This is a genomic window from Dongia sp. (genome assembly GCF_041906375.1).
Classification (GTDB): domain Bacteria; phylum Pseudomonadota; class Alphaproteobacteria; order Dongiales; family Dongiaceae; genus Dongia.
In genome coordinates, this window is sequence record NZ_JAYRJJ010000001.1 from 1218173 (window position 1) to 1244172 (window position 26000).

Here is a 26000-nt window from a genome sequence, read left to right on the forward strand (position 1 = left end):
TGGCATCCTATCCTGCCAAGGCATCGGGCCTATGCCTTTGATGCACGTCAATTTTGGCGGGAAGTGGCAGGCGACATAAATGGTCTAGCCTGTCCGAATCCCGCCATTTTGTGGCGTCGGCGACGTTGACGGGAGCGGGGAGGGAAGCATAAATTGCGCCGACGATGGTTCCCCGACGGATGAATTCCAGGGGATTAATAGGGAACACGGTGCGGACGACCCAATCGGGGCCTAAACCGTGGCTGCCCCCGCAACTGTAAGCGGCTAGTGCGATGCCGACACGCCACTGGGCAACCGGGAAGGCAGGCATCGCGCGCAAGACCCGCGAGTCAGGAGACCTGCCATCGTCGTGCCAGAGTTAGGCAACCCAGCGGGGCGCTGCGGGGCCGGACGCGATCCTCGATCGCACGTCCCCCTACGGCATCTCCGCCGGAACCGAAACCGGCATGGCAACAGCCAGATGCATCGGAGGGTTTATGCATATCATGGAAGGTTACCTGCCGGCGGCGCACGCGATCGGCTGGAGTCTGGCGTCGGCGCCCTTCGTCGGCTACGGCGCCTATCGAATCAAGCGCGTGGTGCGTGAGCATCCCGAAGTCAAAATGTTGCTGGCGGCCTCGGGTGCCTATGTCTTCATTCTGTCGGCGCTGAAATTGCCGTCGGTGACGGGCAGCTGCTCGCACCCGACCGGAACAGGATTGGCCGCGTCGCTGTTCGGGCCGACGATCACGACCGTGCTCAGCGCCATCGTGCTGCTGTTCCAGGCCCTGCTGCTGGCCCATGGCGGCCTCACCACGCTCGGTGCCAATATCTTCTCGATGGGTATCGTGGGGCCATTCGTGGCCTATGGAATCTATCGCGCCATGCGATCGCTGGGCGGCGGCGCGGCACTCGCCATCTTCGTCGCGGCGACGCTGGGAGACTTGTCGACCTATGCCGTTACCTCGCTGCAGCTCGCCGTGGCCTTTCCGGATGCCGTCAGCGGCATCGGCGGCGCAGCGGCCAAATTCCTTGGCGTTTTTGCCGTTACCCAGGTGCCGCTGGCAATCAGCGAGGGTCTGCTGACGGTCATCGTCTGGAACCTGCTTACCAAATACAGCAGCGGCGAGATCGCCGTGCTCGACAAGCTGAAGCGGAGGATCGCGTAATGTGGAGGCGGAACCTGCTGCTGCTCGCGGCCGTCATCGCGCTGGCGATCGGACCGCTGGTCTATCACGGCTCCGACGCCGCATTTTCCGGATCGGACGGCCAGGCCGAGGCGCTGATCACGCAAGCGCATCCGGATTACAAACCCTGGGCGGCACCGTTCTGGGAGCCGCCGAGCAGCGAGATCGAAAGTCTCCTGTTTGCGCTGCAGGCGGCGATCGGCGCCGGATTGCTCGGGTACTATTTCGGTCGTCGGCGTGGCATCGCCGAAGCGTCCGGCGAAACGGCGGGCCGTGCGTCTCATCGATCGTAACGCGCAGACCAACCGGTGGCGGCGGGTTGCCGCCATCGAGAAAGTTGCGTTCTCACTCGGCATGATCGTTCTGGCACTGCTCAGCCCATCCTGGACCGTGCAGGGACTGATTGTTGCGACAATGCTGGCGTTGACATTTGTCGGGGCCGGCGTGCCGCTGCGCGACATGCTGGTCTCGGCCAGCGTGCCGGCTGGCTTCATCCTGGCCAGCAGTCTGGCGCAGATTTTGACAGTGCGGATCGATCATTTTGTCCCGCAAGTCGGTATCTCGGTGGCGGCGCTTGGGCCGGCCTGTTTCATCGGCCTGCGCAGTCTTGCCGGGGTCAGCGCCTTGCTGTTCCTGGCGCTGACCACGCCGCTGACCGATATCCTGCGCCTGTTGCGCCGGGCCGGGCTCAGTGCCGAGGTGAGCGACATCGCCTTGATGATGTTCCGCTTCGTCTGGCTGACCCTCGATTGCCTGGAAAGCAGCCGCCGTGCGCAGGCAAACCGGCTGGGCTTCGTCGGCTACCGGCGCAGTCTGCGCTCGACCGGCATGTTGCTCGCCAATTTGCTGCCCCGGGTGATGGGGCGCGCAAATCGGCTGGAGGCGGGTATGGCAGCCCGAGGCTATACCGGGGAACTCACCTTTATCACCCGTGAAGAGGGGGCTGATTACCGGCGGCTGCTCGCCGCTGCCGGCCTCATCGTCGCCATGGCCATTCTGGGGCGGATCGTCATCTGATGCTGGAAGTGATCGATGTCGACTATGCCTATCCCGGCGGTATCGCGGCCTTGTCGGCGATCAACGTTGCCATCCGACCCGGCGAGAAGGTTGCGGTACTAGGCGCCAACGGGGCCGGCAAGACGACGTTGCTCAACATGCTCAATGGCACGTTCCGCCCGAGCCGCGGCTCTGTCCGGCTGGACGGCGTACCGGTCGGCTATGACCGACAGGGCCTGCGCCAGTTGCGGCAGACGGTCGGCATGGTGCTGCAGGATCCAGACGACCAGCTCTTCGCCGCAAGTGTGTTCGAAGATGTCTCCTTCGGACCGGCCAATCTGGGCCTTGCCGCGCCGGCGATCGAAGCACGGGTCGAGGCGGCGCTCACTGCCATGCAGATCCTGGACCTCGCTCGGCGGCCGACACATATGCTGAGTTTCGGCCAGCGCAAGCGCGTGGCGATCGCCGGTATTCTGGCCATGGCGCCGCGCTATCTGCTGCTTGACGAACCGAGCGCCGGGCTCGACCCGGACGGCATCGCGCAATTGATGGCCTCGCTGCAGGATATTTCAGCGGCTGGGACGGCCATCCTCATGGCGACCCATGACATGGATGCCGCCTATGCCTGGGCAGACCGCATCCTCATTTTCGGCGCGGGGCGGATCGCCGCGGCGGGGGAACCGGAGACCGTCTTTGCGGACCGGGCGCTGCTGGCCCGGTTGCGTCTGGCGCCGCCTTTGATCTGGGAGATCGCCACAGCCCTGCGGGCGACCGGTGCCCTGCCGGCCGATGCGGCGCTGCCGCGCCGTCGTGAGGATGTCCTGGCGGCTATCGCCGGCAACGGATCACCTCAACAATCCTGATCCAGATCAGTTTCCTCTCAGGCCCCAGGCGGATATTCTTGCGGCCGGATCCCAATAAAGGTTGATCGGGCCAGATTTAAGGGCCGGCAGATTTAAGGGCTGGGGAGGCGGACATGGCATTCGTCGATCGGACCGAGGCGGGCCGGCAACTGGCCAAGGCGCTGGGTAAATTCGCCGGCGATGACGTGGTTGTTTACGCGCTGCCGCGCGGTGGATTGCCGATCGGCTACGAGGTAGCGAAGGCGCTTGGTTGCCCGCTAGACGTCATTCTGGTGCGCAAGATCCGTGCGCCGTTTCAGCCCGAATTGGCCCTGGGGGCCATCGTCGACGGCGAGAAACCGGAGATCGTCCTCAACGAAATGCCGGGCGACTATGAGCCGACCGAGGAGGCGATTAAGTCGGCGGCAGCGCTCGAACTGAAGGAGATTGAGCGACGGCGGACGATCTATCTGCCGGGACGCAAGCCCGAGCCGGCCGGTGGCAAGGTCGCGATCATCGTCGATGATGGATTGGCGACGGGTGCTACAGCGCGGGCGGCGGTGCATGCCCTTCGCCGCCAGCATCCCAAACGCCTGGTCCTGGCCGTGCCGGTGGGACCGCGCGATACGGTGGCCGATCTGCAAACGGAAGTGGACGAACTCATTTGCCTTGAGACGCCTGCCTGGTTCGATGCCGTCGGGTCCTTTTACCAGGATTTTTCGCAGGTGACCGATCAGGAGGCAGTGGCGATCCTCGCCGCGGCCCGTGAGGCGACGGATACCAAGCGGATCAAGGGCGGCAATCAGAACTGAGCCATGGACGATTCGGAGATTTGCGTCGGGAACTTGGGCCGTTGCGCCGCATTGGGTTGGGTTGGATGACCCAAGGAGGCCAAGGGATGAGTGCCTGTGGAATGTGCGCTTCCGTCTGCGAAATGGAGCTTGGACGCAATCATGTTGCGACCTTGCGTGCCCTTTCCATCAATGCGGCTCATGCGCCGGTCGACGGTTTGCGGCTTGATGAGTTGCGCCTGATGAGGCTGATCGAACCCATCCCAGGCGGCTACGCTCTGACAGCAGACGGGCACCGCCAGCTGCAAAACGCCCGCTAGGCCAGATCAAGAAGTCGCTTGGCGGCAGCGACCACCTTTTCCGGCGCGCGGTTCGCGTCCAGTCGGTTCCAGTCCATCGGTCCCAGATCGTAAGTCAATTGGCGGTCGAGCACGTCCACGGTAGCGTCGGAAGCGTCTTTCCGCCGTCCGGCGATGCGATCGCGCAGTTTGCCGGCAGTGGCGTCGAGCCAAATGCCGGAGAAGGCGACGCCTTGCCGCTCCGCGAAATCGGACATCATCTTCCGCTCTTGGGGCCGAGCGGAAACCGCGTCGATGATGACGCTGTGACCGCTGGACAACGCATATTCGGCGCGCGCCAACAATTCGGCATAGACCTTCTCATTCACCTCCGATCGATAGGCGCCGGCCGGAAGTTTCTGTTCGGGGGCCAAGCCGAAAATCTGCTTTCGGACGACATCGCTGCGCAAGACCCTGGCTCCCGGCGCCCGCCCCAGATCGCCGGCAAGGGCAGCGGCGACGCTGGATTTCCCGCTGCCGCTCAGGCCGCCGATGGCGACCAGAGAAGGGGCTCGCGGTTCCAGAAGGGTCGCGGCCAAGCCGAGATAAGCGTCGGCAATCCTCAGCTTCTCCCGGGTCTGTGCCGCGTTGCCTGCGGCAGGAGCGGCCGCCGCCGTGACATGGGCGCGGACCGATGCGCGCAGGGAGAGGAAAAGCGACAGCAATGGCAGCCCGGTCTCGTCACGGCTGAGGTCCAGATAGCGGTTGAAGACGCGCCCGCAGGCCTGGCGCATATCCCGATAGAGCAGGTCCATCAGCAGGAAGGCGAGATCGTAGAGAACGTCGGTGCAGGCTATGAGGCGGCTGAATTCGATGCAATCGAACAATGTCGGCTCGCCGTCAACCAAACAGATGTTGCCGAGATGCAGATCGCCATGGCATTGGCGCACGCGACCATCAAGGCGCCGCCGGTCGAGAAGGTCGCGATACTGCGTAAAGGCCGCCTGGGTTTGGCGGTTGAGCGCGTCGATCCGGATGGTCGAGGCTGGATCCGGCAGCGTACGACGGAGATTCTCGTCATTGATGGCGATCACGGCCGCAATGCCGGCCGCACCGCCTTCGTCAGTCACAATCTCGGCCGCCGCATGAAAGGCGGCAATGCGGTCGGTGAGGTGGAGGAGGAGAGGGACGCTGAGCCCACCGCTTTCGGCGAGGGCGCTGAAGAGTGCCTCTTGCGGAAAGCGGCGCATGATGACGACCCAATCCAAAACGGTGCCATCACCGCCCAGGCGCAGGCCGCCGGCGGAATCGCGCACAAGAGCCTGGACATCGAGATAGAGCGTCGGGGCCGTGCGCCGGTTAAGACGGAGTTCGTCACGACAGGCCTGTTCCCGGGCCGCGAGGGTCGAGTAGTCGAGATAGGAGTATTTCAGCGCGCGCTTCAGCTTGTAGGCGCGCTCGCCGGCCAGGAAGACGACCGAGGCATGGGTGGTGATCGCCTCGACGGCACCGATGGAGTCCGGATAGCTGCTGGGACGAGATAGAAAGTCGATAACAGCGGATTGTTCGTCGGGATCCGGCATGTAGGTCACATCCCTTCGTTGGCGGCATCGCTGCCGGGTTGCCTCGGTTGGGTCCGTGTCTTTTTCACGTCGCCTTGCTGCGAAGGCATGCTTATTCTCCAGAACCTGGCGGAATGAGCCCTTCTTCTCTCGATGTGAAATCTGCGCCCGCAAGCAGGGAAACAGCTTTGACCTGCATCAATATGGCACGCGGGCTCAAGGCTAGAATTTCTTAACTTTCAGCAGGAGGATCGTCATGAAGGCTGTAACGGCGGCAAAATCGGGCCGAGGGAAGGATAAACGGGTCTGGGTCGTGGTTGCCGATGGTGGCCAAGCGCGGATACTGGAGAGCGATTCCGCTCACGCCGGCGTATCTGTCCGCCTCGATATGAGTTCGGATGCGCGCCTCACGGGCGGCAAGCTGGCAGCTGGTCGCCTGCCGCGTGCCCAGGAAAGCGCCAACGCCGCGCGCCATGGCATTGAGCCGCGCGTGTCGCTGAAGCAGCATGAAAAGGACCTCTTCGTCGCCCGCCTCGCGGACTATCTGAAGGGTGGGCGCACCCGTTTCGACCAGTTGGCCATCGTGGCGCCGGCCAAGATTGGCGCCGCCCTGAAGGCCGCCTTGCCGGCGGCTATCGTTGACCGGGTCGTCCTGACCCGCAATACGGATATGACCTGGATGACGGTACCGGAAATTCTGAAGCGCCTGGGGCCGCTGGGTACACAGATCCAAAAGACCCGCGGCGGACAGTAGGGGTTATTGCGGGCCATCGCGCTGGTAGACGTCGTCACGGAAATTGACCGTACCGTCCGGGTCGACCCAGGCCGTATCGTAAATGATATGTACTGGGACTGACCGGTTGAGGCGGACATTCTCGGTCTGAGCTGTGCCAAGCTTCTCTGAAATTCGTGCGTCGCTCCAGCCCGGCTCTCCTGCCAGCAGATGGCGGGCAAGTTCCTCGGCGTTGGAGACGCGGATGCAGCCATGGCTAAGGTGGCGCTCCGCCTTCTCAAAGAGGGACGGTGCATTCGTATCGTGCAGATAGATGCTGTCATCGTTGGGAAAGACGAATTTCAGCTTGCCCAAAGGGTTGTCCGGACCTGCCGCCTGCCGGATCATGCCATCCACCATGCGCATATGATGTTCGGCCATGTAGCCAGGCTCGCGGCGGATGCGGGGCATCAGTTCCAGCTGCGCGATGCGGGTTGGAACGGTCCAGGTCGGGTGAAAGACGATTGTATCGATTTCGCCATAAAGCGGCGGCGTCGCCCAATTGGGGCGACCGACGATCACGCGGCGTTCAAAGACCATTTCGCCAGCCTCGACCAGGCGATAGGTCGCGGCAGCTGTGTTGACGACGATATAGCGCGTGCCCCATTGGCGGCGCTCGGCCAGCTGCCGCTCGAGATTGATCTCAAGCGTGCGAAGACGCTCGCCGATAGGGACGTTGAGTGCCGCGAGAGATTTCGGCCCAAATTTTCCGTCGACCGACAGGCCGTGGCGTTGCTGAAAGCGCCGCAACGCTGCGTCCAGGTCGGCATCGAAGACATCGCTTTCCGTCTTGGACGCAAGGTCACCGCTGGCGGCGAGGCGTGCCCGAAGGCTGCGGACAGCATCGCCAGAGTCGCCGATTTCCAGTTTGCCCGGTCCAGATATGCGCGGCCAGTCGCCGTTCGTGATCAATTGTCGATAGGCGGCGATGGCCGTGCGCAGGCGCAGGATGTCTTCGGGTTGTGTCGGTGGTGCGGGTTCTGCTGCGGGTATCGTCGCCGGTACATCCATCGGCGCGGCTACAAAAGCGGGTGCGGGCGTTGAACTGCCGGCTATCGGGCGCGGCTGGGTACAGCCGGCGCTCGAGAGAAGCGTCATCGCGATGAGGAGGGTCGAGCCAGCGCCTCGTAAGTTAGCTTTCATTTCTGTCCGGTCTGTGAGAACACGCAAAGAATGACATGTCGTGCCGGATTGCCGTGTTGAGATAGATCAAGCCGAGGAGGGATGCTGCCTCTATCTGGCGGCATCCGCCCTCGGCTCGATCGTTGAGGCCAAACCTCAGACTGAATCCACCATCACCAGCTCGGCTTCCTCAAGCGCTGTCACGCGCAGGATCGGCTCGTCCGTGATCGCAATTCCATCGCGGGCAGTGGCCCGGACACTGTTGATCTCAATGGCGCCCGTGGCCGGCACCAGATAGGCGTGGCGGCCTTTTCCGAGAGCATATTCGGCGGTCTGGCCGGCTTTCAGCGTCGCACCGAGCACACGTGCCTCGGTGCGGATCGGTAGCGCCTCGACATCGGCTTCATAGCCGCTGGCCAGTGTCACGAAGCGTCCCGAGCGGTCGCCTTTCGGGAACGGCTTGGCGCCCCAGCTGGGGGCGGTGCCGCGGCGCGACGGCATGATCCAGATCTGGAAGATGCGCGTCGTTTCATCCTCAAGATTATATTCCGAATGGCGGATACCGGTGCCGGCGCTCATGACCTGAACGTCGCCGGCCGAAGTGCGGCCCTGATTGCCCTCGCTGTCCTTATGGCTGATCGCCCCTTCACGCACATAGGTAATGATCTCCATATCGGCATGGCCGTGAGGCGGAAAGCCGCTCTTTGGCGCGATCGTGTCGTCATTCCACACGCGCAAGGCGCCCCAGCCCATGCGGTCGGGGTCGTAATAGTCGGCAAAGGAGAAGTGGTGCTTGGCATCCAACCAGCCGTGATGGGCGCCGCCCAGGGATTTAAAGGGTCGTAAATCGATCATTGTTCAATACCTCGCGTTGGCCGCCTCGTTACGGGCGAACGTCCATTTCCATGGATCAGAAGATGGCGCGGAGAGATTGTTTCGGAAATAGGCAATACCGAAACGTACTGTTGCAGGGAATGCGACAGTCTTATGAGCTAGCCCTGGGCTTTGCCTCAAAAAAGAGGCAGCATGGCTCAAACAAGCTGATGCGGGGGAAATTATGTTGCGCCGGCTGCTGATTCTGTTGGGCTTGGCGGCGGTCATTTTTGCGGCCGCTCCAGCCGTCGCCCAGTCGACCGATACAGTGACCCCGCCGCAAGTCCAGGAACTGCTGCGGCTCCTCGACGATCCTGTGATCCGCGACTGGGTTGCGCAGCAGAAGGCCCCTGCACAGGCGGCTCAAGCTACCGAAGAAATGTCCCCCAGCGGATATGTGGACCGGCGTTTGGCCGATATCCGGCAGCATATCGACAATCTGGTCATGACGGTGCCGAACCTGCCCGCCGAATTCGACCGTGCCGGCGATATCCTGATGGTCGAATTCCAGGATCGCGGAATAGCGCAGGTCTTGTCGCTGATCTTCGGCTTTCTGGCCCTGGGGTTTCTGGTCGAATGGCTGTTCCGGCGCGCAACTCAGGGGTTGCAGCGTTGGATCGTCGGCGTGCCGCTCAACACGGTCGGCGAAAGGCTGCGTGCGGCGGGGATCAGGCTCTCCTTTGGGCTCGGGCTGGTTGTCGCCTTCGCCGTGGGCAGTGTGGGCGCCTTTCTTGCCTTCACCTGGCCGCCACTGCTGCGCGAGATCGTGCTTGGCTATCTGACCGCCTTCCTGGTGCTGCGCATCACCCTGGTGGTAAGCCGCTTTACACTGGCGCCCGGCGGCGAACGCTTCCGGCTGGTGCCGATGAAGACCGAGGCGGCATGGTTCTGGTACCGTCGCATCGCCCTTGCCGTTGGCTGGCTCGCCATCGGCTGGGTCAGCGTCGGCCTCCTCGGCACTTTGGGCCTCTCCTTCAGTTCGCGCGTGCTGATTGCTTATGTCCTCGGCTTGATACTGCTGGCCATTGGGATTGAGGCCGTCTGGCGGCGGCCGGCGGCGTTGCTGCAGGCTGCGGGTGACAACCTGCGTGAGGGACATCATGAAGGGCGCGGGCTGACCAATTGGCTGCTGACGGCCTACTTCACGCTCCTGTGGCTGTTGTGGGTTGCTTCGGCCATGCCGACCTTCTGGATGGCCGTCGCCCTCGTGGGCCTGCCGACCGCGATCCGCGGGGTACGGCACGCGGTCAATCATGTGCTGCGTCCGGCGGGTGCCGCGATGGCCCAAGGCAGCGCGCCGAGTGTTACGGAAGTCTGCCTGGAGCGTGGATTGCGCGCGCTGTTGATCATTGCCGCTGCGCTGTTGCTGGCCAAGGCCTGGCATATCGACCTCGTCGCGATGACCATGCGGGACAATCTGACGACGCGGCTGGTGCGCGGGCTGCTGAGCGCGGTCGTGATCGCCCTGATCGCGGAATTCGCCTGGCATTTCACGCGCGCTGTCATTGATGCGAAGATGTCGGGTGGTCAGGCAAGTGCCCATGCCGACAGCGAGGACATGCGGCGGCAGGCGCGGCTGCGGACCTTGCTGCCGATTCTGCGCAATATCCTCTTTGTCGTCATCCTGGTGATCGCCGTATTGATGATCCTGTCGTCGATGGGTGTCGAGATCGGGCCGCTGATCGCCGGTGCGGGCGTGGTCGGCGTTGCCGTCGGTTTCGGTGCGCAGACGTTGGTCAAGGATGTGATCAGCGGCATGTTCTTCCTGCTCGACGACGCCTTCCGTATTGGCGAGTACATCCAGAGCGGCAGCTACAAGGGGACGGTGGAATCCTTCAGCCTGCGTTCAGTCAAGCTGCGCCATCACCGCGGTCCGCTCTATACGGTGCCGTTCGGCGAATTGGGCGCCGTGCAGAACATGAGCCGAGACTGGGTCATCGACAAGATGACCATTGGCGTCACCTATGATTCCGACCTTGAGAAGGCACGCAAACTTATCAAGGATGTGGGCAAGGAACTGGCCGCCAATCCGGAATACGCGCCGTTCATCATCGAGCCGCTGAAGATGCAGGGTGTCGAGCAGTTCGGTGACTACGCGATCCAGATCCGCATGAAGATGATGACGAAGCCGGGCGAACAATTCGTCATCCGGCGCAAGGCGCTGGCGCTCATCCGCAAGGCCTTCAACGAGAACGGGATCAGCTTTGCGCAGCCGACCGTGCAGGTAGCGGGCGGGGCCGAGCATGTCCCGTCGGTAGCTGCCAAGCAGGTGCTCGACCTGGCAGCTTCCAATGCCAGCGCAAACGCGGATGGCTGATCGCGGTTTCCGATGGTGGCCTTGACTTGACAAAGTCACCTGGGGCATTAAAGCATATTGTATGACAAAAAAGGTGCGGGGTGTGGCGACGCCCACGTGCTGGACAAGCAAGAATCGTCGCCTCTGATCCAGTTGGTCAGGTTTCTGTCGGGAGGAGAGCAACGTGCTTACCAAGCGCGATACCGTGCGGCCGTTCCTGCGCCGCAGCATTCACAGTCAGATCCTTAATGAGGTCGGCGAGCGAATCCTGAGCGGTGTATTCATGCCGGGCGACATTCTGCCCAGCGAGAACGCGCTGTCGGATGAGTTCAAGGTCAGCCGGCCGGTGATGCGCGAAGCGATCAAGGTGCTGGCCGCCAAGGGGTTGGTCGATCCGCGCCCCAAGATCGGCACAAGAGTGAGGGGGCGCGAGCAATGGAACATGCTCGATCCCGATATCCTCAACTGGAGCTTCGCGTCGCGCGAGGCGGAACAGTATGCGATCCATCTTTCCGAGATGCGCCGCATGCTGGAGCCGGAAGCGGCGGCACTCGCAGCACGGCGAGCGACACCGGCCCAGATCGAGAAGATCACGGAAGCATTCGCCGGCATGGAATCCTGGCCGGAAGAGACGCCCGAGCATATCGTCCATGATCTCAAATTCCACCAGGGCATCCTTGAGGCGACAAACAATCCCTTCATCGCCTCGACCGGCCATTTGATCGAGCCGGCTCTGCTGTTCAGCTTCAAGCTCACCAGCCAGCTACAGGAAGCGCGGACGGAATCCTTGCCGCGTCACCGCGACGTATTGCATGCCATCAAGGCGCATGACGGGGACGCCGCGCGCGCGGCCATGTCGGTTCTGATCGACGAAGCCTGGGCTGATATCGATGAATATGTGGCCAAGCGCGGCGGAAGCCCTGCGCGGGATACAACCAATTGAAAAGGACCTCTTGAGATCGGCGGCGTCATCACGCCGGTCGACCTTCCGGACGCAACAAGATGACCAAATAAACATGTGGAGGAACGACAAATGAGCATTCGCTTGAAACTGCTGTCCGTGGCCGCAATCGGCCTGTGCCTCAGTGCCGGCACCGCCTTGGCCGATACCGCTTCGGCCAAGATCGCGCTCTCGAACAATTATGCCGGCAATTCATGGCGCCAGGCCATGCTGAAGAGCTGGGAGAAGGTCACCGGCCAGGTAGTGAAGGATGGGGTCGTGGCCGAAGCCTCGGCCTTCACGACATCCGAGAACCAGGTGACAGAGCAGGCGGCGCAGATCCAGAACCTCATCCTGCAGGGCTATAACGCCATCGTCATCAACGCTGCGTCACCCGATGCGCTAAATGGCGCTGTGAAGCAGGCCTGCGATGCCGGCATCGTCGTCGTTTCGTTCGACGGTATCGTGAGCGAACCCTGTGCCTGGCGTATCGCGGTCGATTTCAAGCAGATGGGTGCCATCCAGCTCGACTATCTCAATGAACGCATCCCCGATGGCGGCAATCTGCTCGAGATCCGCGGCCTTGCCGGCGTGTTCGTCGATGACGCGATCCATTCAGGCATCGAAGCGGGCGTTGCCAAGCATAGCCAGTTCAAGGTCGTCGGTTCGGTCCATGGCGACTGGGCGCAGGAAGTTGCGCAGAAGGCCGTCGCCGGCGTGCTGCCGTCGCTGCCGGAAATCAAGGCCGTGGTAACCCAGGGTGGCGACGGCTATGGCGCGGCCCAGGCTTTCAAGGCTGCCGGTCGCCCGACGCCGCTCATCATCATGGGCAACCGCCAGGACGAACTTGCCTGGTGGAAGGAGCAGAAGGATGCCAATGGCTATGAAACCATGTCGGTTTCCATCGCGCCGGGTGTCTCGACACTGGCCTTCTGGGTGGCCCAGCAGATTCTCGACGGCAAGGAAGTGCCGAAAGACCTGACCGTACCCTTCCTGCAAATCAACCAGGCCGACCTTGAGAAGAGCCTGGAGACGACGGAGAAGGGTGGCGTCGCCAATGTCGAATATTCGTTGGAAGACGCGCAGAAAGTGATCGCAGGCAAATAACCATGGCCGATACCGCAGGAACGATTGTCCATCTGGCCGGCGTGGCCAAGAGCTATGGCGCTGTCCGCGCCCTGGCAGGCGTCGATCTTGTGGTATCGACGGGTGAATGCCTGGGTCTTGTGGGTCACAATGGTGCCGGCAAGTCGACCCTGATGGGGGCTCTTGCCGGCACCTTGGCGCCTGACAGCGGCAGTATCGCGGTGGGTGGTGCCGATCTGTCGACCCAATACAATGTCGTGGTGGCGCATCATCACGGCATACGCTGCGTGTTCCAGGAATTGTCGCTCTGCCCGAATCTGACGGTTGCCGAGAATGCGCGGATCTTTCACCGCAACCTGAAGGGCATTGGCTGGCGCAAACGCGCCTCGCATTTGATCCGCGTCAAACTTGACGAGATCTTTCCCGGCAATGATATCAAAGCCGGGGACGTTGTCGGCGACCTGCCGATCGGCCGGCGCCAGATGGTTGAAATCGCACGTGCCTTCACCGTCACGGACGAACCGCTCCGGCTGGTGATCCTGGACGAACCGACGTCGTCGCTGGATGCCGTCACCGCTGAGCAATTGCTGGCCTTCGTGCGCAAGGAGGTGGGGCAGGGACTCAGCGTGATCCTTATTTCGCACATGCTGGGTGAGATCCTCAGCAGTTCCAGCCGCATCGTGGTGATGAAAGACGGTGCAGTGGTTGCTGCCCGTGAAGCCGGCGCTTTCACCCGCGACTCCCTCGTGGCGGCGATGGGCACGGTCGCCGAAAAGAAAGAGGCGCATCAGGCGAACGCCGCTGGCTTTCGCCGCTCGTCGCCGGCCATGGTCGACGCGCGGCCAGCAGCCCAACTCGACGATCGCAAGCTGGTGGCGCACAAAGGCGAGATCGTCGGCCTGGCAGGCCTTGCCGGCCACGGGCAGACGCGGATGCTGTTGCAGATCTTCTCCAACGCGAAAAAGCACTACACCGAGACCAAGGTGGCAGCACCCGTCGCCCTTATCGCCGGCGACCGGCAAAGCGACGGAATTTTCCCGTTATGGTCGATTGCCCAGAATGTGACGGTCGGCTCGCTCGGCCGCCTGCGCAAACATGCCCTGATAGATGGCAAGGCAGCCGCCGCGATGGCCAAGAACTGGCAACAGCGCATGCGAATCAAGACACCGGATATGGAGCACAATATTCTATCGCTCTCTGGCGGCAATCAGCAGAAGGCGCTGTTTGCGCGGGCGCTTGGATCGGATGCGCAAATCGTCCTGATGGACGATCCGATGCGCGGCGTCGATGTCGGTACCAAGCTCGAAGTCTATGACCTGGTGAAGGAGGAGGCTGCCGCCGGCCGCACCTTCCTTTGGTACACGACCGAAATCGACGAACTCAGCAATTGCGATCATGTTTATGTCTTCCGCAGTGGGCAGATCGTCGACGATATCCCGCGGGCTGAAATGACCGAGGAACGGATCTTGCGTGCCTCCTTTCACGAGGCGGCGTAACGATGCTCTCAGGTTTCCTGAATGCCCGGTTGCTGCGCAGCGCCTTGCCGGCCTTGTCATTGGCCGCCATCCTGGTGGCGGTTTTCATCGTTCAGCCGAATGCCGCCAGCTATTTTGGCCTCAATCTGATGCTGCAATACGCTGTGCCGATTGCCTTGGCGACCCTGGCGCAGATGTTCGTCATCACGATCAATGATCTCGACCTTTCGATCGGCTCTTTCGTGGGGCTGGTTGCCTGCATCGGCGCCACGTATTTGCATGATACACCGGCCCTGGGCCTGCTGATGCTGGCCGGTTGCATCGTCATCTATGCGGGAATGGGAGCGCTCATCCAGTTGCGTGACCTGCCGTCGATCGTGGTGACGCTCGGCATGTCCTTTGTCTGGTTGGGGATTGCCGTCCTGATCCTGCCGACACCAGGCGGCAAATCGCCGGATATCATCAAATCCCTGATGGGCCTTAAGATCCCTGGTATTCCATTTCCCATCGTTGCCGCCGCCGTTATCGGATTTGTCGTGCATTTCGGCCTGATGCATTCCTCTTATGGCGCGGTCCTGCGCGGTGCGGGTGGCAATCCGAAGGCTTTGGCGCGGGCCGGTTGGTCGATGCTGTCGATCAAGATGGTGATGTTCGCGCTGGCTGGCTTCTTCGGCGTGTTGTCCGGCCTGTCGTTGATCGGCCTGACCACCTCGGGCGATGCGCATATCGCCGATCGCTACACGCTCTATTCCATCGCCGGTGCAATCCTGGGCGGGGCGGAATTCGTGGGTGGTCGTGTCTCGCCGGTGGGAGCAGTGCTTGGCGCGTTGACGCTTACCCTGACCGGATCCTTCCTCATTTTTCTCCGCATCTCGCCGGATTGGCAGATCGGTGCACAGGGTGCGATTCTCATCGTCGTTCTGGCTCTGCGCGCCCTCATCAGCAGAGGTGACCGGCGATGAACTCGATCGGCAGCATGCTTTATTACCTGCGTAGTCGTGACTGGATCTGGTCTTTTATCGCGACCGCGGCGGTCTGGGTGGCGACGATTGTCTTTACTGGCGGACATGGCGGCGGCGAGATGCTCACCGCGGCGCTCTCCTTCGCCACCTTTACCATCATCGTCGGCACGGGCCAGATGTTTGTTATCACTACCGGGCCCGGCAATGTCGATCTCTCGATACCGGCGACGATGGCCCTTTCCGGTGCGATCACGACCAAGATCATGGATACGCAGGACGGCATGATCCTGACCGGCTTTCTTGTGGCGATTGCCGTTGGGCTCACGGTTGGCCTTTTCAATTATGGCCTCATCAGATTGCTGCGCATCCCGCCTATCATCGCCACTCTGTCGGCAAGCTTCCTGGTGCAATCGACGGCCATCGCCTATGGGCGCGGGCTGCGCATCAAGCCACCGCCCGTCTTGGCCGATTTCACGACGGCCGAGATTGGCGGCGTGCCGATCCTCGCCATCTGCGGCATCGTTTTCACAGCGGTCATGGGTGTCGTGCTGGCCCGAACCTATTATGGCCGGTCCGTGCTGGCGGTTGGGCAGAATATGCGGGCCGCCTGGCTTGCCGGCATACCGGTTGAGCGCACCCGGTTCATCACATATGTGTTGAGCGCGGTGCTGGCCGCTCTCAGCGGCCTGCTCCTCTCGGGCTTCTCGGGCGGTTCATCGCTCAATATGGGTGAGGAATATCTGCTGGCGTCGATCGCCGTCGTGGTCATTGGCGGCACTTCGGTCGCCGGTGGTCGCGCCAATGCGCCCGGTATCTGGGGCGCGGCTCTTTTCATGTATCTGCTGGTCACGATGCTCAATACGTTCGGGGCCAGTGCGGGGTTGCGGCTCATCATGACCGGGCTCATCATCATTTCGGTGATTACTTTGGCCAGCAGCGGGTCGCAGAAGCGCTGAGATAACTTTCCGCGCCAGGCGCGCGAGCAACAGGAATGCATCATGGATGTTTCTCTTACGACGGCCACTGTTCTTCCGCATGACGGTGTTGCTGGCACTCTGATCGGCCGTGCCTGGGTGCCGGGTAATCCATCCGGGCCCAGTGTAGTGCTGGTCAACGGCGATGACATCAAGGATCTTTCGCAGAGCTTTCCGACCATGTCGGGTCTGTTGGCCCAACCGGATGCGCTGCAGGCCGTGCGCCATGCGGCCAAGTCGGCGCCGACGCTTTGCCGCTTGGAAGAATGCCTCGCCAACACGCCGACGGGCAGGCAAAACCCCGCCAAGCCTTATCTGCTGGCGCCGACAGATCTGCAGGCGATCAAGGCCTGTGGCGTCACCTTTGCCGCCAGCATGCTGGAGCGGGTGATCGAAGAGCGAGCGAAAGGCGATCCCACTGCAGCGGAAGGTATTCGTCAGGTGATCGCCAAGGAAATTGGCGGCGATCTGCGGCGTATCAAGCCGGGCTCGGCGGAGGCTGAGACGCTGAAGCAGGCGCTGATTGAGCGGGGTATGTGGTCGCAATATCTCGAAGTCGGAATCGGCCCCTACGCGGAAGTCTTCACTAAATCACAGCCGATGTCGGCGGTGGGCACCGGCTTCGATATCGGCATTCATCCAGAATCAAGTTGGAACAACCCCGAACCCGAAGTGGTTCTGGTGATCGACCCGACGGGGCGGATTGTCGGGGCGACACTCGGCAATGACGTCAATCTGCGCGATTTCGAGGGCCGTTCGGCCCTGCTGCTGGGGCGCGCCAAAGACAACAATGCGTCCGCCGCGCTTGGGCCCTTCATTCGCCTATTTGATGAGACATTCAACATAGATGAACTGCGGCAGTCTGAGCTATCGGTCAAAGTGGCTGGACTGGATCAGTTTGTACTGGATGACAAATCGTCGATGGCGCAGATCAGCCGCGATGTCACCGATCTCGCCAAGCAGACGCTCAGCCGCAATCATCAATATCCGGATGGATTGGTGCTCTATGTCGGCACGATGTTCGCGCCGATCAAGGACCGTGGTGCGCCAGGCATGGGCTTTACGCACAAGATCGATGACATCGTTACGATTGCGACACCGAAATTGGGCGCCCTGGTCAATCGTGTCAGGCTGACGACGGATGTGGCGCCCTGGACCTTCGGCACGACGGCGCTGATGGAGAATTTGGCCCAACGCGGCTTGCTCGGGCGCCGCGGTTAATTGGAGGATAAAATGGCGAAGATCCAACATGTCGGTCTGATCGGTGTCGGCCTCATGGGGCATGGCATCGGCAAGAATATTCTGGAGAAAGGCTTCAAGCTGTCGGTGCTGGCGCATCGCAACCGCAAGCCGGTCGATGACCTGTTGGCCAAGGGAGCCAAGGAGGCGAAGAGTCCAGCGGAACTTGCGCAGACTTGCGACATGGTCATCACCGTGGTCGGCAATTCGGCGCAGATGGAGGATATTGTCCGTCGCGGCGACGGCTTGCTGGCCGGGTTGAAGCCGGGCGGCATCATCGCGGACTGCACGACAGCGCAGCCGGATTCCAGCATCGCGCTCGCCGCCGAGATTGCGGCCAAGGGCGGGCGGTTCGTGGATATTCCGATGACCCGCACGCCGAAGGAAGCCGAGGCCGGCAAGCTGGGGCTGATGACAGGCGGCGACCCGGCGACGCTGGCGGACATCCGTCCCGTGCTGGAATGCTTTGCCGACACCATCGTCTATTGCGGCGGTGTCGGTGCGGCACATAAGGCGAAGCTCATCAACAACATGCTGTCTCTGGGCTATGCCGCCGTGACGGCGGAAGCACTGGCGGCAGCCAAGAAGTCGGGTGTCGACCTCAACGCCCTGCGGCAGATCGTGACGGCCGGCGGCGCGAACAGCGTCATGTTCCAGCGCCTGGCTGCCTATCAGATTGATAACGACAATACGCAGCTGCAATTTGCCATCGCCAACGCGCAAAAGGATGTGCGCTACTTCCTGCAGATGGCCGAGAGCCTGCCGGTATCAACCTTCGTCGCCTCGGCGATCCATCAGCTCTATGCGCTGTCGAACGCGGCGGGGATGGGGCAGAATTACGTGCCGGAGATCATTGACGTCCTCGCGACACTCAGCGACAAGGCTTTGGCAAAAGGCAACTGAGCAAGGGGCCAGCGTTGGCACGCCGCGAGCTGGGAGAGTGGGACTATATCGTTGTCGGCGCCGGCTCGGCCGGTTGTGTGCTGGCGAACCGACTGTCGGCCGACCCCGGCAATCGGGTATTGCTGGTCGAGGCCGGCGGCAAGGATGACTATATCTGGATCCACATTCCGGTCGGCTATCTCTATTGCATGAACAATCCCCGTACCGATTGGGGATTGAAGACCGTGCCGCAGCCGGGGCTGAATGGCCGAGCCTTGAACTACCCGCGCGGGCGCGTCCTTGGCGGCTGCTCGTCCATCAACGGCATGATCTATATGCGTGGCCAGGCGCAGGACTATGACGGCTGGCGGCAACTCGGCAACCAGGGCTGGGCCTGGGACGACGTGCTGCCTTACTTCATCAAATCCGAACGGCATTTCGCGCCGGAATCCGGCATGCATGGCGGCGAGGGGGAATGGCGGGTCGAAGAGCCCCGGATCCATTGGCCGATCCTCGACGCCGTGCGCGATGCGGCGGCGGAAGTCGGCATTCCCAAAATCGACGATTTCAATCGCGGCGATAATGAAGGTTCGTCCTATTTCCAAGTCAACCAGCGCAAGGGGGTGCGTTGGAACACGGCCAAGGCCTTCCTGAGGCCGGCGCTCGATCGACAGAACCTTGGTGTCATGACGGGGGTAACGGTCGAACGACTGCGATTGAAAGAAGGCCGTGCAACGGGTATCGAATGCCGGATGGGCGGAGATGCCGTTGCCATGACGGCGCGCAAAGAGGTGATTCTCGCCGCCGGCGCCATCGGATCACCTCAGATCCTGCAGCTTTCGGGCATCGGCCCGGGTGAGGTGATACGCGCGGCCGGGATCGAGGTGATTCATGAAATGGCTGGCGTCGGCGGCAATCTGCAGGACCATCTGCAGATCCGGACCATTTTCAAAATCTCAGGTGCGCGGACGCTGAACCAGATGGCTGGAAGCCTGTTCGGCAAGGCGCGGATCGCGGCCGACTATCTGCTGCGTCGGCGCGGCCCGATGACCATGGCGCCGAGCCAGCTCGGCATCTTTGCCAAATCAGATCCGAGTTTCGCCACGGCCAACATTGAATATCACGTCCAGCCACTTTCGCTGGATTCCTTTGGGCAACCACTGCATCGCTTTCCGGCGATCACCATGTCCGTGTGCAATCTGCGGCCACAAAGCCGCGGGTGCGTCAGGATCATGTCGCCGAAGCCAACCGACGCGCCGGCGATCGACCCCAACTATCTATCAGACCACGTGGACCGCAAGGTAGCGGCAGATTCAATCCGCCACGCCCGCCGATTGATGGCGACGCGGGCCATGTCGCCGTTTGCGCCGGTTGAGTTCAAGCCGGGGGTAGAATACCAGGATGATGCCGCCCTGGCGCGGCTCGCTGGCGATATCGGGACGACGATCTTTCATCCCGTCGGGACGGCGCGCATGGGAACGGGCAGCGAGGCTGTGGTCGATGACAGATTGCGTGTCCACGGCATCCGAGGCTTGCGCGTGGTCGATGCCTCGATCATGCCGACGATCACCTCGGGCAACACAAATTCACCCGTGATCATGATCGCCGAAAAGGGGGCCGCGATGATCCTGGCTGACGATCGTTAACGACCGTTCGGCCACGCCAAACGCCGACGTCATTTAGCCGCAGGGTATTTGAAAGCGGCCATTCACAAGTGTCGCAGCCGCTTCTTGTCCGCATTCCGCCGCCATGGCATAAGGCGCCCCGATTGCAGGCGGTGCCAAGCTATCAAGTGGAAGCCGACATGCTCGACATGAGTCATTATGATCCGACGCCCTATTACAATTGGTCCTATCCGGTCCTGGGCGGGCTCGTGCCAGGCAGCGAGATGCACCGTGATGCCTTCTGCCGGCTCCTGACGGACACCTACAATCCCTATAAGCCGGCAGTCATTCCCTGGCCGCAGCTATCTGCCGAGGAGCTGGCGCGGCTTTCCGCCCTGCCATTCTGGGATACAGCCGTTGCCATCGAAGGGCGGGCATCGCTGCGCATGCAGTGGCAGGCGAACGATCTCAAGGATGCGCGCATTGCCGAGGCCCTCAATCTCAATGCGGCGGAGGAACGCCGCCACAAGGAGGTTCTGCACAATATGCTGACCTTCTACCGGATCGAATTGGGGCCTGAGCCGGTCTATCTGCCGCCCAAGAATCCAGAATTCGGATTCCTGCGCACGGGCTTTGGCGAGTGCATAAATTCATTCTTCGCCTTCGGCCTGTTTGATCTGGCGCGAATCTCGGGCTTCTTCCCGTCGGCGCTGGTCGAAACCTTCGAGCCGGTGATACAGGAGGAAGCGCGGCATATCATGTTCTTTGTAAACTATGTGGCCTATCGGCGCGCCAAACTAGGGCTGTTGCGGCGCTGTTGGTTCGACCTCAAATGCCTGGTCGCCATCACCGAGCAATTCGCCTCTCGCATCGGCATGGCGCTTGAGACGCGCCGCCGGCGCAAGGGCGTGAAGTCGAACTTTCTGACCGCTGGTGCCGCGACAATTGCGCGCGGCTTTACCAAGCGGTCGTTCTTCGACCTGTGCCTTCGCGAGAATGACCGGCGGATGGCCGGTTACGACAAGCGTCTGCTGCGGCCAATGATGATGCCGCGCCTGATCCGCTTTGCCTTGCGGTTCATGCACTAGGCCTGACGCGTGGCCTGCTCGGTCTGGCCTTTTGCCTCAGCTAGAATCCAATCCCTGAATGCCGCGCATTTCGCCCACTGCCGCCGTTCGGCCGGATAGACGAGGTAATAGGCAAATTCGATCGGCTGATCGATCTCAGCAAGTTTGACAAGACGGCCGGCGGCAATGTCAGCTTCCGCCAGCGTCGCCTTGGCCAGCGCGATGCCGCGGCCATTGAGGGCCGCTTCCAGCACCAGGCTGGATTGATTGAAGCGCGGTCCGCGTCGCCAGTCGACGCCGCTGATCCGTGCCGCACGCAGCCACATGCGCCAGTCCGGGCAGGTCTTGTCCTGGTCAGGACTGTCGTCGTGCAAAAGGGTGTGGCTGCGCAGCAGTTCCAGCGGATGTTCGATCGCATTCAGCAGCTGTGGTGCACAAACGGGAAAGACGCGCTCCGCCAGGAGATGCTCCGAGGTGACGCCCGGATAGACGCCGCTCCCGTAGCGAATCGCAATATCGACATTGTCGATGGCGAAATCGACGAGTTGATCAGTCGCGAGAATGCGAATGTCTATTTGTGGATACGCTTGCGCGAAAGCATCAAGGCGCGGCGACAGCCATTTCGCAGCGAAGGAGGGGGCTACGGAAAGGGTGAGCACATTCTCCTCGCCCTTCGGATCGATAAGTGACAAGGCCATGCGCAGTTGATCAAAGCCTTCCAGGATACCGGGGAGGATCGCCTTGCCTTCATTGGTCAGCTGCAATCCCCGACCGGTACGAATGAAGACCGGAATGCCCAGATGATCTTCCAGTTGGCGGATCTGCAGGCTGACGGCAGACGGTGTTACGTGAAGATCCTCTGCGGCGGCGGCAAGGCTCAGCCGCTCCGCCGCGGCCGCAAAGGCGCGCAACGAGTTCAATGGCGGCAGGCGGCGGGTCTTCTCGGCCATTGGAGTCTCTTCGGTCTCTGTTATCTATTTAGTCTATCAGAGTAGTTAGGTATTTGGCCGGCGGTCAACCTTAAACTGCGCAAAGCGATTCCAGGCGAAGAAAGTGATGTCAAGCCAATAAGTTAGCCGGTGCCATTTAGGGATAGAGCGCTGGCTTGTCCGCGGCCAGCGCTCTACCCTCAAACGTCTTTAAGTATTTTAGACCCCGGTGGCGCGGGCGAGGCTGCGCGCAGCTTCCTCCAACTGCGCCAAGCGGCGGAACCGGCTGCCGTCCAGGATGCGGAAGCGCGGGTCGGCCGCAAAGAAGCTGAAGCCGCCCCGTTCACGCAACGCGAGGCCAGCGGACACGCCGGCAACTTCAATGGCAAAGGCGGGGATATTTTCGTTGGCCGCGGCGCGGCTGATGGAAACGTTCGACACGTCTAATTCTCCTCACCGGCTTTCCGGTTCTTCTTTAGCCGGGATTGATGACAGCAGGATGAAGCGTGGGCTTCGCGAATGTTGAAACAAGATCTTCAACAACAGGTTCCGGGCTGGCATCGGCAGATGCAAAGATCCGCCACGATGAGGAAACGGATAGATTCAGGCGTGGTCATGTCGGGTATTCCTTTCAAGAAAGGGAACCCACGACTTCCGTCGTGGCGCTTTAGCTTTGGTGTCGCGGTGCAAGCTGCTCCCGTCAAATGCCGCGGGCTCATCACTTCAAAGATTGAAGCAACGAACTACCTTTGATGCCTTGATGGTAGGGGGAACCGGTGCGGGTTCCCAAGCGAGATTAACTCTGCGCCGATTGCAGGAATCCTTGGTCGGCCAATGTTGAGGGCCCGATCTTGCGATTGTGGTCGCCGATCTCGGCCTCAATCCATTTGCGGAAGGCGGCAATCGCGGGTCGTTTGCTGCGCTCCGGCGGATAGACGAGGAAATAGGCAAATTCAATCGGCATGTCATCATGGCTGAGGCGTACCAGTCGGCGACTGGCAAGATCCTGCTGTACCAGTGAAGATTTGGCGAGTGCCACACCAAGCCCGTTCGCAGCGGCCTCGGCCGCGAAAATCGATTGATTGAAACGGGAACCGCGCTGGGCATCGATGTCTTCGATGCTTGCCGCCTTCAACCAACTCTTCCAATCGGGGCAGGTTTCATCCTGGTCGGGGCTGTCGTCATGAAGCAGGGGCAGGGAGCGCAGTAATTGACGAAGGTCTGCGTCGGCATGGCTCTCCAGCAGGCGCGGGGCGCAGACCGGAAAGACGGACTCGCGCATCAGCAATTGGCTGGTGACGCCGGTATAGCCACCGCGGCCATAGCGAATAGCGAGGTCGATGTTCTCCTTGGCAAAGTCCGTAAGCTCATGGGTTGCCATCACACGCACATCGAAATCGGGATTCTGTGTGCAGAAGCTGTCAAGGCGCGGCAATAGCCATTTGGTTGCAAAGGAGGGTGCCACGGATAAGGTGAGGACCTGCTGGTCGCCACTTACCGGATCGTCGATCAGCGTTTCCTGGAGACGTGCGAAGGCTTCGCTGACACCCGGTAAAATCGCGGCGCCATCGCTGGTAAGAGACAGGCCGCGCGGCGTGCGCTCAAAGAGTTTCTGGCCCAATTCGTCTTCCAACTGCCGTACCTGCAGGCTTACGGCTGAGGCCGTGACGTGCAATTCCTCCGCGGCAGCGGCGAAACTGCCGTGGCGCGCTGCCGCCCAGAAAGCGCGCAAGGCATTCAATGATGGAAGCCGTCGGATTGGTCGCGACATGTCTGCTCTCCTTTTTTGTCACGAGCGATTCCGCCAGGCAGTTGCCCCTTGGAAAAGTCGTGACGGCGAAAGCAGATTTAATCTCTATCAGATAGATAGACAATTGAGGCTATCTTAAGCCAGCTGCGAGGTAAGCTTAGGTCGCGCTGAAGGACGTTAATCTTATCATATACTTACGCGACAGGACTATGCGCCTCTGAATCCAAATTAACCCATCCGTCGCATTTTACTGAAATACTTAGGTTCGCTAGCCGCAGGCAAAGCGTATCTGGTGCCGGAGTAGTCAATCTCCGCGCCAGACGTTCCGAACGACGCAGTTGATCCCCGCGCAAAATGCGGGTCGTGAGACATGAGTTGGGCAGGAGGCGTGCATGACCGGCGTATTCAAGACGTTCAGAATTTCATGGCAGATTCAACTGGTGAGCTTAGTGGCGCTTGCCGGTTTTCTCGGCATCCTTGTCTACTATCTGATCGCCGACGGCGCGCGTGCATCGGAACAGACGATCGCCAATCGTGCCACGGCGGTGTTTGTCACCGCACAGGATCTTCGCTACGAGTTCTTGAATGCGCGACGCCGTGAGAAGGACTTTCTGCTGCGACTGGACGAGAAGTACGCCAAGCAGCATGCCGAGGTCATGCAGTCGATCGAACTGCATCTGGTCGAGTTGGAAACCGCAGACAGCGACGGTGCATATAGAGAGCCCATAGCGACCATCCGCGCCGGTGTCGCCGAATATCAGGCGGCATTTGACGCCACGGCCAGAGATTGGATCAAAATCGGCCTGACGGACGAACTCGGGCTGCGCGGCGAGTTGCGCAAATCCGTGCACGAGGCCGAGGCGGCGCTGAAGAATCTCTCGCTCGACAAGATGACCATTGCAATGCTCATGCTGCGCCGGGCTGAAAAGGATTTTCTGCTGCGCCTCGATCCAAAATATGCGGAGGCGCATTCAAAGGGTGCTGCCGCCTTCTTGTCGGATATGGACGCGGTGTCCATTCCTGCTGCGGACCGCGACCGAATCAAGACTCTGATGCAGGGTTATGCCAAGGACTTTCAATCGGTTGCCGCTACCCGCCTCGGTCTCATTGATGATGAGAAGAAGCTCTCCGAGGCATTTGCCAAGGTCGACCCGATTGTTACGGAAATGATTGATCGGATCAGCGCCGCATTCGCTAATGCGAACACAGCTGCTGCGGATTTGAGCGCCAAGACGAGGCTGTGGATATCCGTGGCAATCGCGGTGGTAGCTGTATTGGCGGTCATTGTCGCTGCCATGATCGGCGGCAGGATTGTCAGTCCGATTTCAGCGATGACGAAGGCGATGCTCGCCCTGTCCGGCGGTCGCCAGGACGTGACCATTCCGGCAACCGACTATAGCAATGAAATCGGCCAAATGGCGCAAAGCGTCGAAGTGTTCAAGAACTCCATGCTGGAATCGCAGCGCCTGGCGGCAGAACAGGCGGAAGCGCAGCGCCATCAGCTTGCACGCGCAGAGCGTATGCAGGCGCTGACGCGGGAGTTTGACAGTGCCGTTGCCGCGGCTCTGGGCACGGTCAACCATGCCGTCGAGGAGATGGAGCGAACCGCGCAATCGATGGCACAGTCGGCGCTCTCAGTGAGTTCCGGTGCCGAGGCGGTCAGCGCCGGTGCCACGGAAGCGTCCGCGAATGTACAAACGGTGGCGGCTGCCACTGAAGAACTTAATGCGTCGATTGGCGAGATCGGGAGCCAGGTCACGATGTCGACCAAAGTCGCGGAGGAAGCTGTCGGTGAGGCGGAGCGGACCAGCCATGTAGTGACGGGCCTTTCGGCGGCCACCGATCGGATCGGGCAGGTTGTGACGCTGATCCAGGACATTGCGAACCAGACGAACCTGTTGGCGCTCAATGCGACGATTGAGGCGGCGCGAGCGGGCGAGGCCGGGCGCGGGTTTGCCGTCGTGGCTAGTGAGGTCAAGAATCTCGCGCAACAGACCGGGCGCGCAACCGAAGAGATCGGTCAGCAGATCGGCGACGTGCAGGGGTCGACCAGCACAGCGGTGGCAGCAATCCGTCAGATCTCCGACACCATCCGCCGCAGTCACGAGATTTCAGCCACAATCGCCGCTGCGGTCGAAGAACAGACTGCCGCGACACGCGAGATTGCCCGCAACGTTGAAGAGGCTGCTCGGGGTACAGAGGAGGTGACGCAGAACATCTCAGTCGTCAGCGACGCGGCCCGCGCCAGCAACGAAGCTGCGAGCAGCGTGCGGGTCTCGGCTGGCGAACTCGCGCGCCAGTCGGCGGAACTTGATTCTCTGGTGAAGGGCTTCCTTGATAACGTGCGGGTGTTGTAAGCGAGCGCGCTGATTCAATTGGATAAAATATGATTTA

At 61.3% G+C, this 26000-nt stretch carries 24 protein-coding genes and 1 riboswitch; of the genes, 18 read left to right on the forward strand and 6 right to left on the reverse strand.

Annotated features, from left to right (window positions below; all coding sequences use genetic code 11):
* Positions 1 to 148: 148 nt before the first annotated feature.
* A riboswitch (cobalamin riboswitch) is annotated at positions 149 to 361 on the forward strand.
* 115 nt (positions 362 to 476) lie between these two features.
* The 6 genes from ACE3OA_RS05655 to ACE3OA_RS05680 all read left to right on the forward strand — a co-directional run bounded on the left by ACE3OA_RS05655 (position 477) and on the right by ACE3OA_RS05680 (position 4115).
* Positions 477 to 1148 (forward strand): energy-coupling factor ABC transporter permease, encoded by a 672-nt coding sequence (locus ACE3OA_RS05655; RefSeq protein ID WP_374308784.1) that lies wholly within the window; start codon positions 477 to 479, stop codon positions 1146 to 1148.
* Positions 1148 to 1459 (forward strand): energy-coupling factor ABC transporter substrate-binding protein, encoded by a 312-nt coding sequence (locus tag ACE3OA_RS05660; protein WP_374308785.1) that lies wholly within the window; start codon positions 1148 to 1150, stop codon positions 1457 to 1459. Before ACE3OA_RS05655 ends, ACE3OA_RS05660 begins: the two co-directional genes overlap by 1 nt.
* Complete coding sequence (gene cbiQ, locus ACE3OA_RS05665) at positions 1440 to 2183, forward strand: cobalt ECF transporter T component CbiQ (protein WP_374308787.1); 744 nt, start codon at positions 1440 to 1442, stop codon at positions 2181 to 2183. The genes ACE3OA_RS05660 and cbiQ overlap by 20 nt, the downstream gene beginning before the upstream one ends.
* The gene (locus tag ACE3OA_RS05670; RefSeq protein WP_374308789.1) at positions 2183 to 3025 is read left to right on the forward strand and encodes an energy-coupling factor ABC transporter ATP-binding protein; all 843 of its coding nucleotides are present in this window, start codon (positions 2183 to 2185) and stop codon (positions 3023 to 3025) included. The genes cbiQ and ACE3OA_RS05670 overlap by 1 nt, the downstream gene beginning before the upstream one ends.
* Positions 3026 to 3138: 113 nt before the next feature.
* On the forward strand, positions 3139 to 3816 hold the full coding sequence (locus tag ACE3OA_RS05675) for a phosphoribosyltransferase (RefSeq protein ID WP_374308791.1): 678 nt from the start codon (positions 3139 to 3141) through the stop codon (positions 3814 to 3816).
* An 86-nt stretch (positions 3817 to 3902) separates the two neighbouring features.
* Positions 3903 to 4115, forward strand: coding sequence for a hypothetical protein (locus ACE3OA_RS05680; RefSeq protein WP_374308793.1), 213 nt, complete (start codon positions 3903 to 3905; stop codon positions 4113 to 4115).
* Here ACE3OA_RS05680 and ACE3OA_RS05685 read toward each other — a convergent pair.
* Positions 4112 to 5656: an AAA family ATPase gene (locus ACE3OA_RS05685; protein ID WP_374308795.1), complete on the reverse strand. Its 1545-nt coding sequence runs from the start codon at positions 5654 to 5656 to the stop codon at positions 4112 to 4114. The two genes, ACE3OA_RS05680 and ACE3OA_RS05685, sit on opposite strands and share 4 nt — an antisense overlap.
* 235 nt (positions 5657 to 5891) lie before the next feature.
* Between ACE3OA_RS05685 and ACE3OA_RS05690 the strand changes: the two genes are divergently transcribed.
* The gene (locus ACE3OA_RS05690) at positions 5892 to 6389 is read left to right on the forward strand and encodes a host attachment protein (protein WP_374308797.1); all 498 of its coding nucleotides are present in this window, start codon (positions 5892 to 5894) and stop codon (positions 6387 to 6389) included.
* 3 nt (positions 6390 to 6392) lie between these two features.
* On the opposite strand, the gene ACE3OA_RS05695 is transcribed toward ACE3OA_RS05690, so the two are convergent.
* Together ACE3OA_RS05695 and ACE3OA_RS05700 are read right to left on the reverse strand one after the other, a co-directional pair.
* Positions 6393 to 7550 (reverse strand): murein L,D-transpeptidase, encoded by a 1158-nt coding sequence (locus ACE3OA_RS05695; protein ID WP_374308799.1) that lies wholly within the window; start codon positions 7548 to 7550, stop codon positions 6393 to 6395.
* Between the two features lie 135 nt (positions 7551 to 7685).
* Positions 7686 to 8384: a pirin family protein gene (locus tag ACE3OA_RS05700; protein ID WP_374308801.1), complete on the reverse strand. Its 699-nt coding sequence runs from the start codon at positions 8382 to 8384 to the stop codon at positions 7686 to 7688.
* A gap of 202 nt (positions 8385 to 8586) precedes the next feature.
* On the opposite strand from ACE3OA_RS05700, the gene ACE3OA_RS05705 reads away from it, so the two are divergent.
* The 10 genes from ACE3OA_RS05705 (at position 8587) to ACE3OA_RS05750 (ending at position 20948) form a co-directional block, all read left to right on the forward strand.
* Entirely contained in the window at positions 8587 to 10719 is a 2133-nt protein-coding gene (locus tag ACE3OA_RS05705; RefSeq protein ID WP_374308803.1) for a mechanosensitive ion channel domain-containing protein, read from the forward strand.
* Positions 10720 to 10882: 163 nt separating this feature from the next.
* Complete coding sequence (locus ACE3OA_RS05710; RefSeq protein ID WP_374308805.1) at positions 10883 to 11641, forward strand: FadR/GntR family transcriptional regulator; 759 nt, start codon at positions 10883 to 10885, stop codon at positions 11639 to 11641.
* A 90-nt stretch (positions 11642 to 11731) separates the two neighbouring features.
* Positions 11732 to 12745, forward strand: coding sequence for an ABC transporter substrate-binding protein (locus ACE3OA_RS05715; protein WP_374308807.1), 1014 nt, complete (start codon positions 11732 to 11734; stop codon positions 12743 to 12745).
* A 2-nt stretch (positions 12746 to 12747) separates the two neighbouring features.
* Positions 12748 to 14220 (forward strand): ATP-binding cassette domain-containing protein, encoded by a 1473-nt coding sequence (locus ACE3OA_RS05720; RefSeq protein ID WP_374308809.1) that lies wholly within the window; start codon positions 12748 to 12750, stop codon positions 14218 to 14220.
* Positions 14221 to 14222: 2 nt separating this feature from the next.
* A complete protein-coding gene (locus tag ACE3OA_RS05725; RefSeq protein ID WP_374308811.1) occupies positions 14223 to 15161 on the forward strand; it encodes an ABC transporter permease in 939 nt (312 codons plus the stop codon).
* Positions 15158 to 16117 (forward strand): ABC transporter permease, encoded by a 960-nt coding sequence (locus ACE3OA_RS05730; RefSeq protein ID WP_374308814.1) that lies wholly within the window; start codon positions 15158 to 15160, stop codon positions 16115 to 16117. Before ACE3OA_RS05725 ends, ACE3OA_RS05730 begins: the two co-directional genes overlap by 4 nt.
* 42 nt (positions 16118 to 16159) lie before the next feature.
* Complete coding sequence (locus tag ACE3OA_RS05735) at positions 16160 to 17356, forward strand: fumarylacetoacetate hydrolase family protein (RefSeq protein ID WP_374308816.1); 1197 nt, start codon at positions 16160 to 16162, stop codon at positions 17354 to 17356.
* 12 nt (positions 17357 to 17368) lie between these two features.
* Positions 17369 to 18277: an NAD(P)-dependent oxidoreductase gene (locus tag ACE3OA_RS05740; RefSeq protein WP_374308818.1), complete on the forward strand. Its 909-nt coding sequence runs from the start codon at positions 17369 to 17371 to the stop codon at positions 18275 to 18277.
* A gap of 14 nt (positions 18278 to 18291) precedes the next feature.
* Positions 18292 to 19902 (forward strand): GMC family oxidoreductase, encoded by a 1611-nt coding sequence (locus tag ACE3OA_RS05745; protein ID WP_374308820.1) that lies wholly within the window; start codon positions 18292 to 18294, stop codon positions 19900 to 19902.
* 158 nt (positions 19903 to 20060) lie between these two features.
* A complete protein-coding gene (locus ACE3OA_RS05750; RefSeq protein ID WP_374308822.1) occupies positions 20061 to 20948 on the forward strand; it encodes a ferritin-like domain-containing protein in 888 nt (295 codons plus the stop codon).
* On the opposite strand, the gene gcvA (ACE3OA_RS05755) is transcribed toward ACE3OA_RS05750, so the two are convergent.
* The 3 genes from gcvA (ACE3OA_RS05755) to gcvA (ACE3OA_RS05765) form a co-directional block, all read right to left on the reverse strand.
* A complete protein-coding gene (gene gcvA, locus ACE3OA_RS05755) occupies positions 20945 to 21877 on the reverse strand; it encodes a transcriptional regulator GcvA (protein ID WP_374308824.1) in 933 nt (310 codons plus the stop codon). The genes ACE3OA_RS05750 and gcvA (ACE3OA_RS05755) overlap by 4 nt on opposite strands.
* 198 nt (positions 21878 to 22075) lie before the next feature.
* The gene (locus ACE3OA_RS05760; protein WP_374308826.1) at positions 22076 to 22297 is read right to left on the reverse strand and encodes a hypothetical protein; all 222 of its coding nucleotides are present in this window, start codon (positions 22295 to 22297) and stop codon (positions 22076 to 22078) included.
* Between the two features lie 355 nt (positions 22298 to 22652).
* On the reverse strand, positions 22653 to 23627 hold the full coding sequence (gene gcvA, locus ACE3OA_RS05765) for a transcriptional regulator GcvA (RefSeq protein WP_374308828.1): 975 nt from the start codon (positions 23625 to 23627) through the stop codon (positions 22653 to 22655).
* A 371-nt stretch (positions 23628 to 23998) separates the two neighbouring features.
* Here gcvA (ACE3OA_RS05765) and ACE3OA_RS05770 point away from each other — a divergent pair, with 371 nt between their 5' ends.
* Entirely contained in the window at positions 23999 to 25963 is a 1965-nt protein-coding gene (locus tag ACE3OA_RS05770; RefSeq protein ID WP_374308830.1) for a methyl-accepting chemotaxis protein, read from the forward strand.
* Positions 25964 to 26000: the final 37 nt, after the last annotated feature.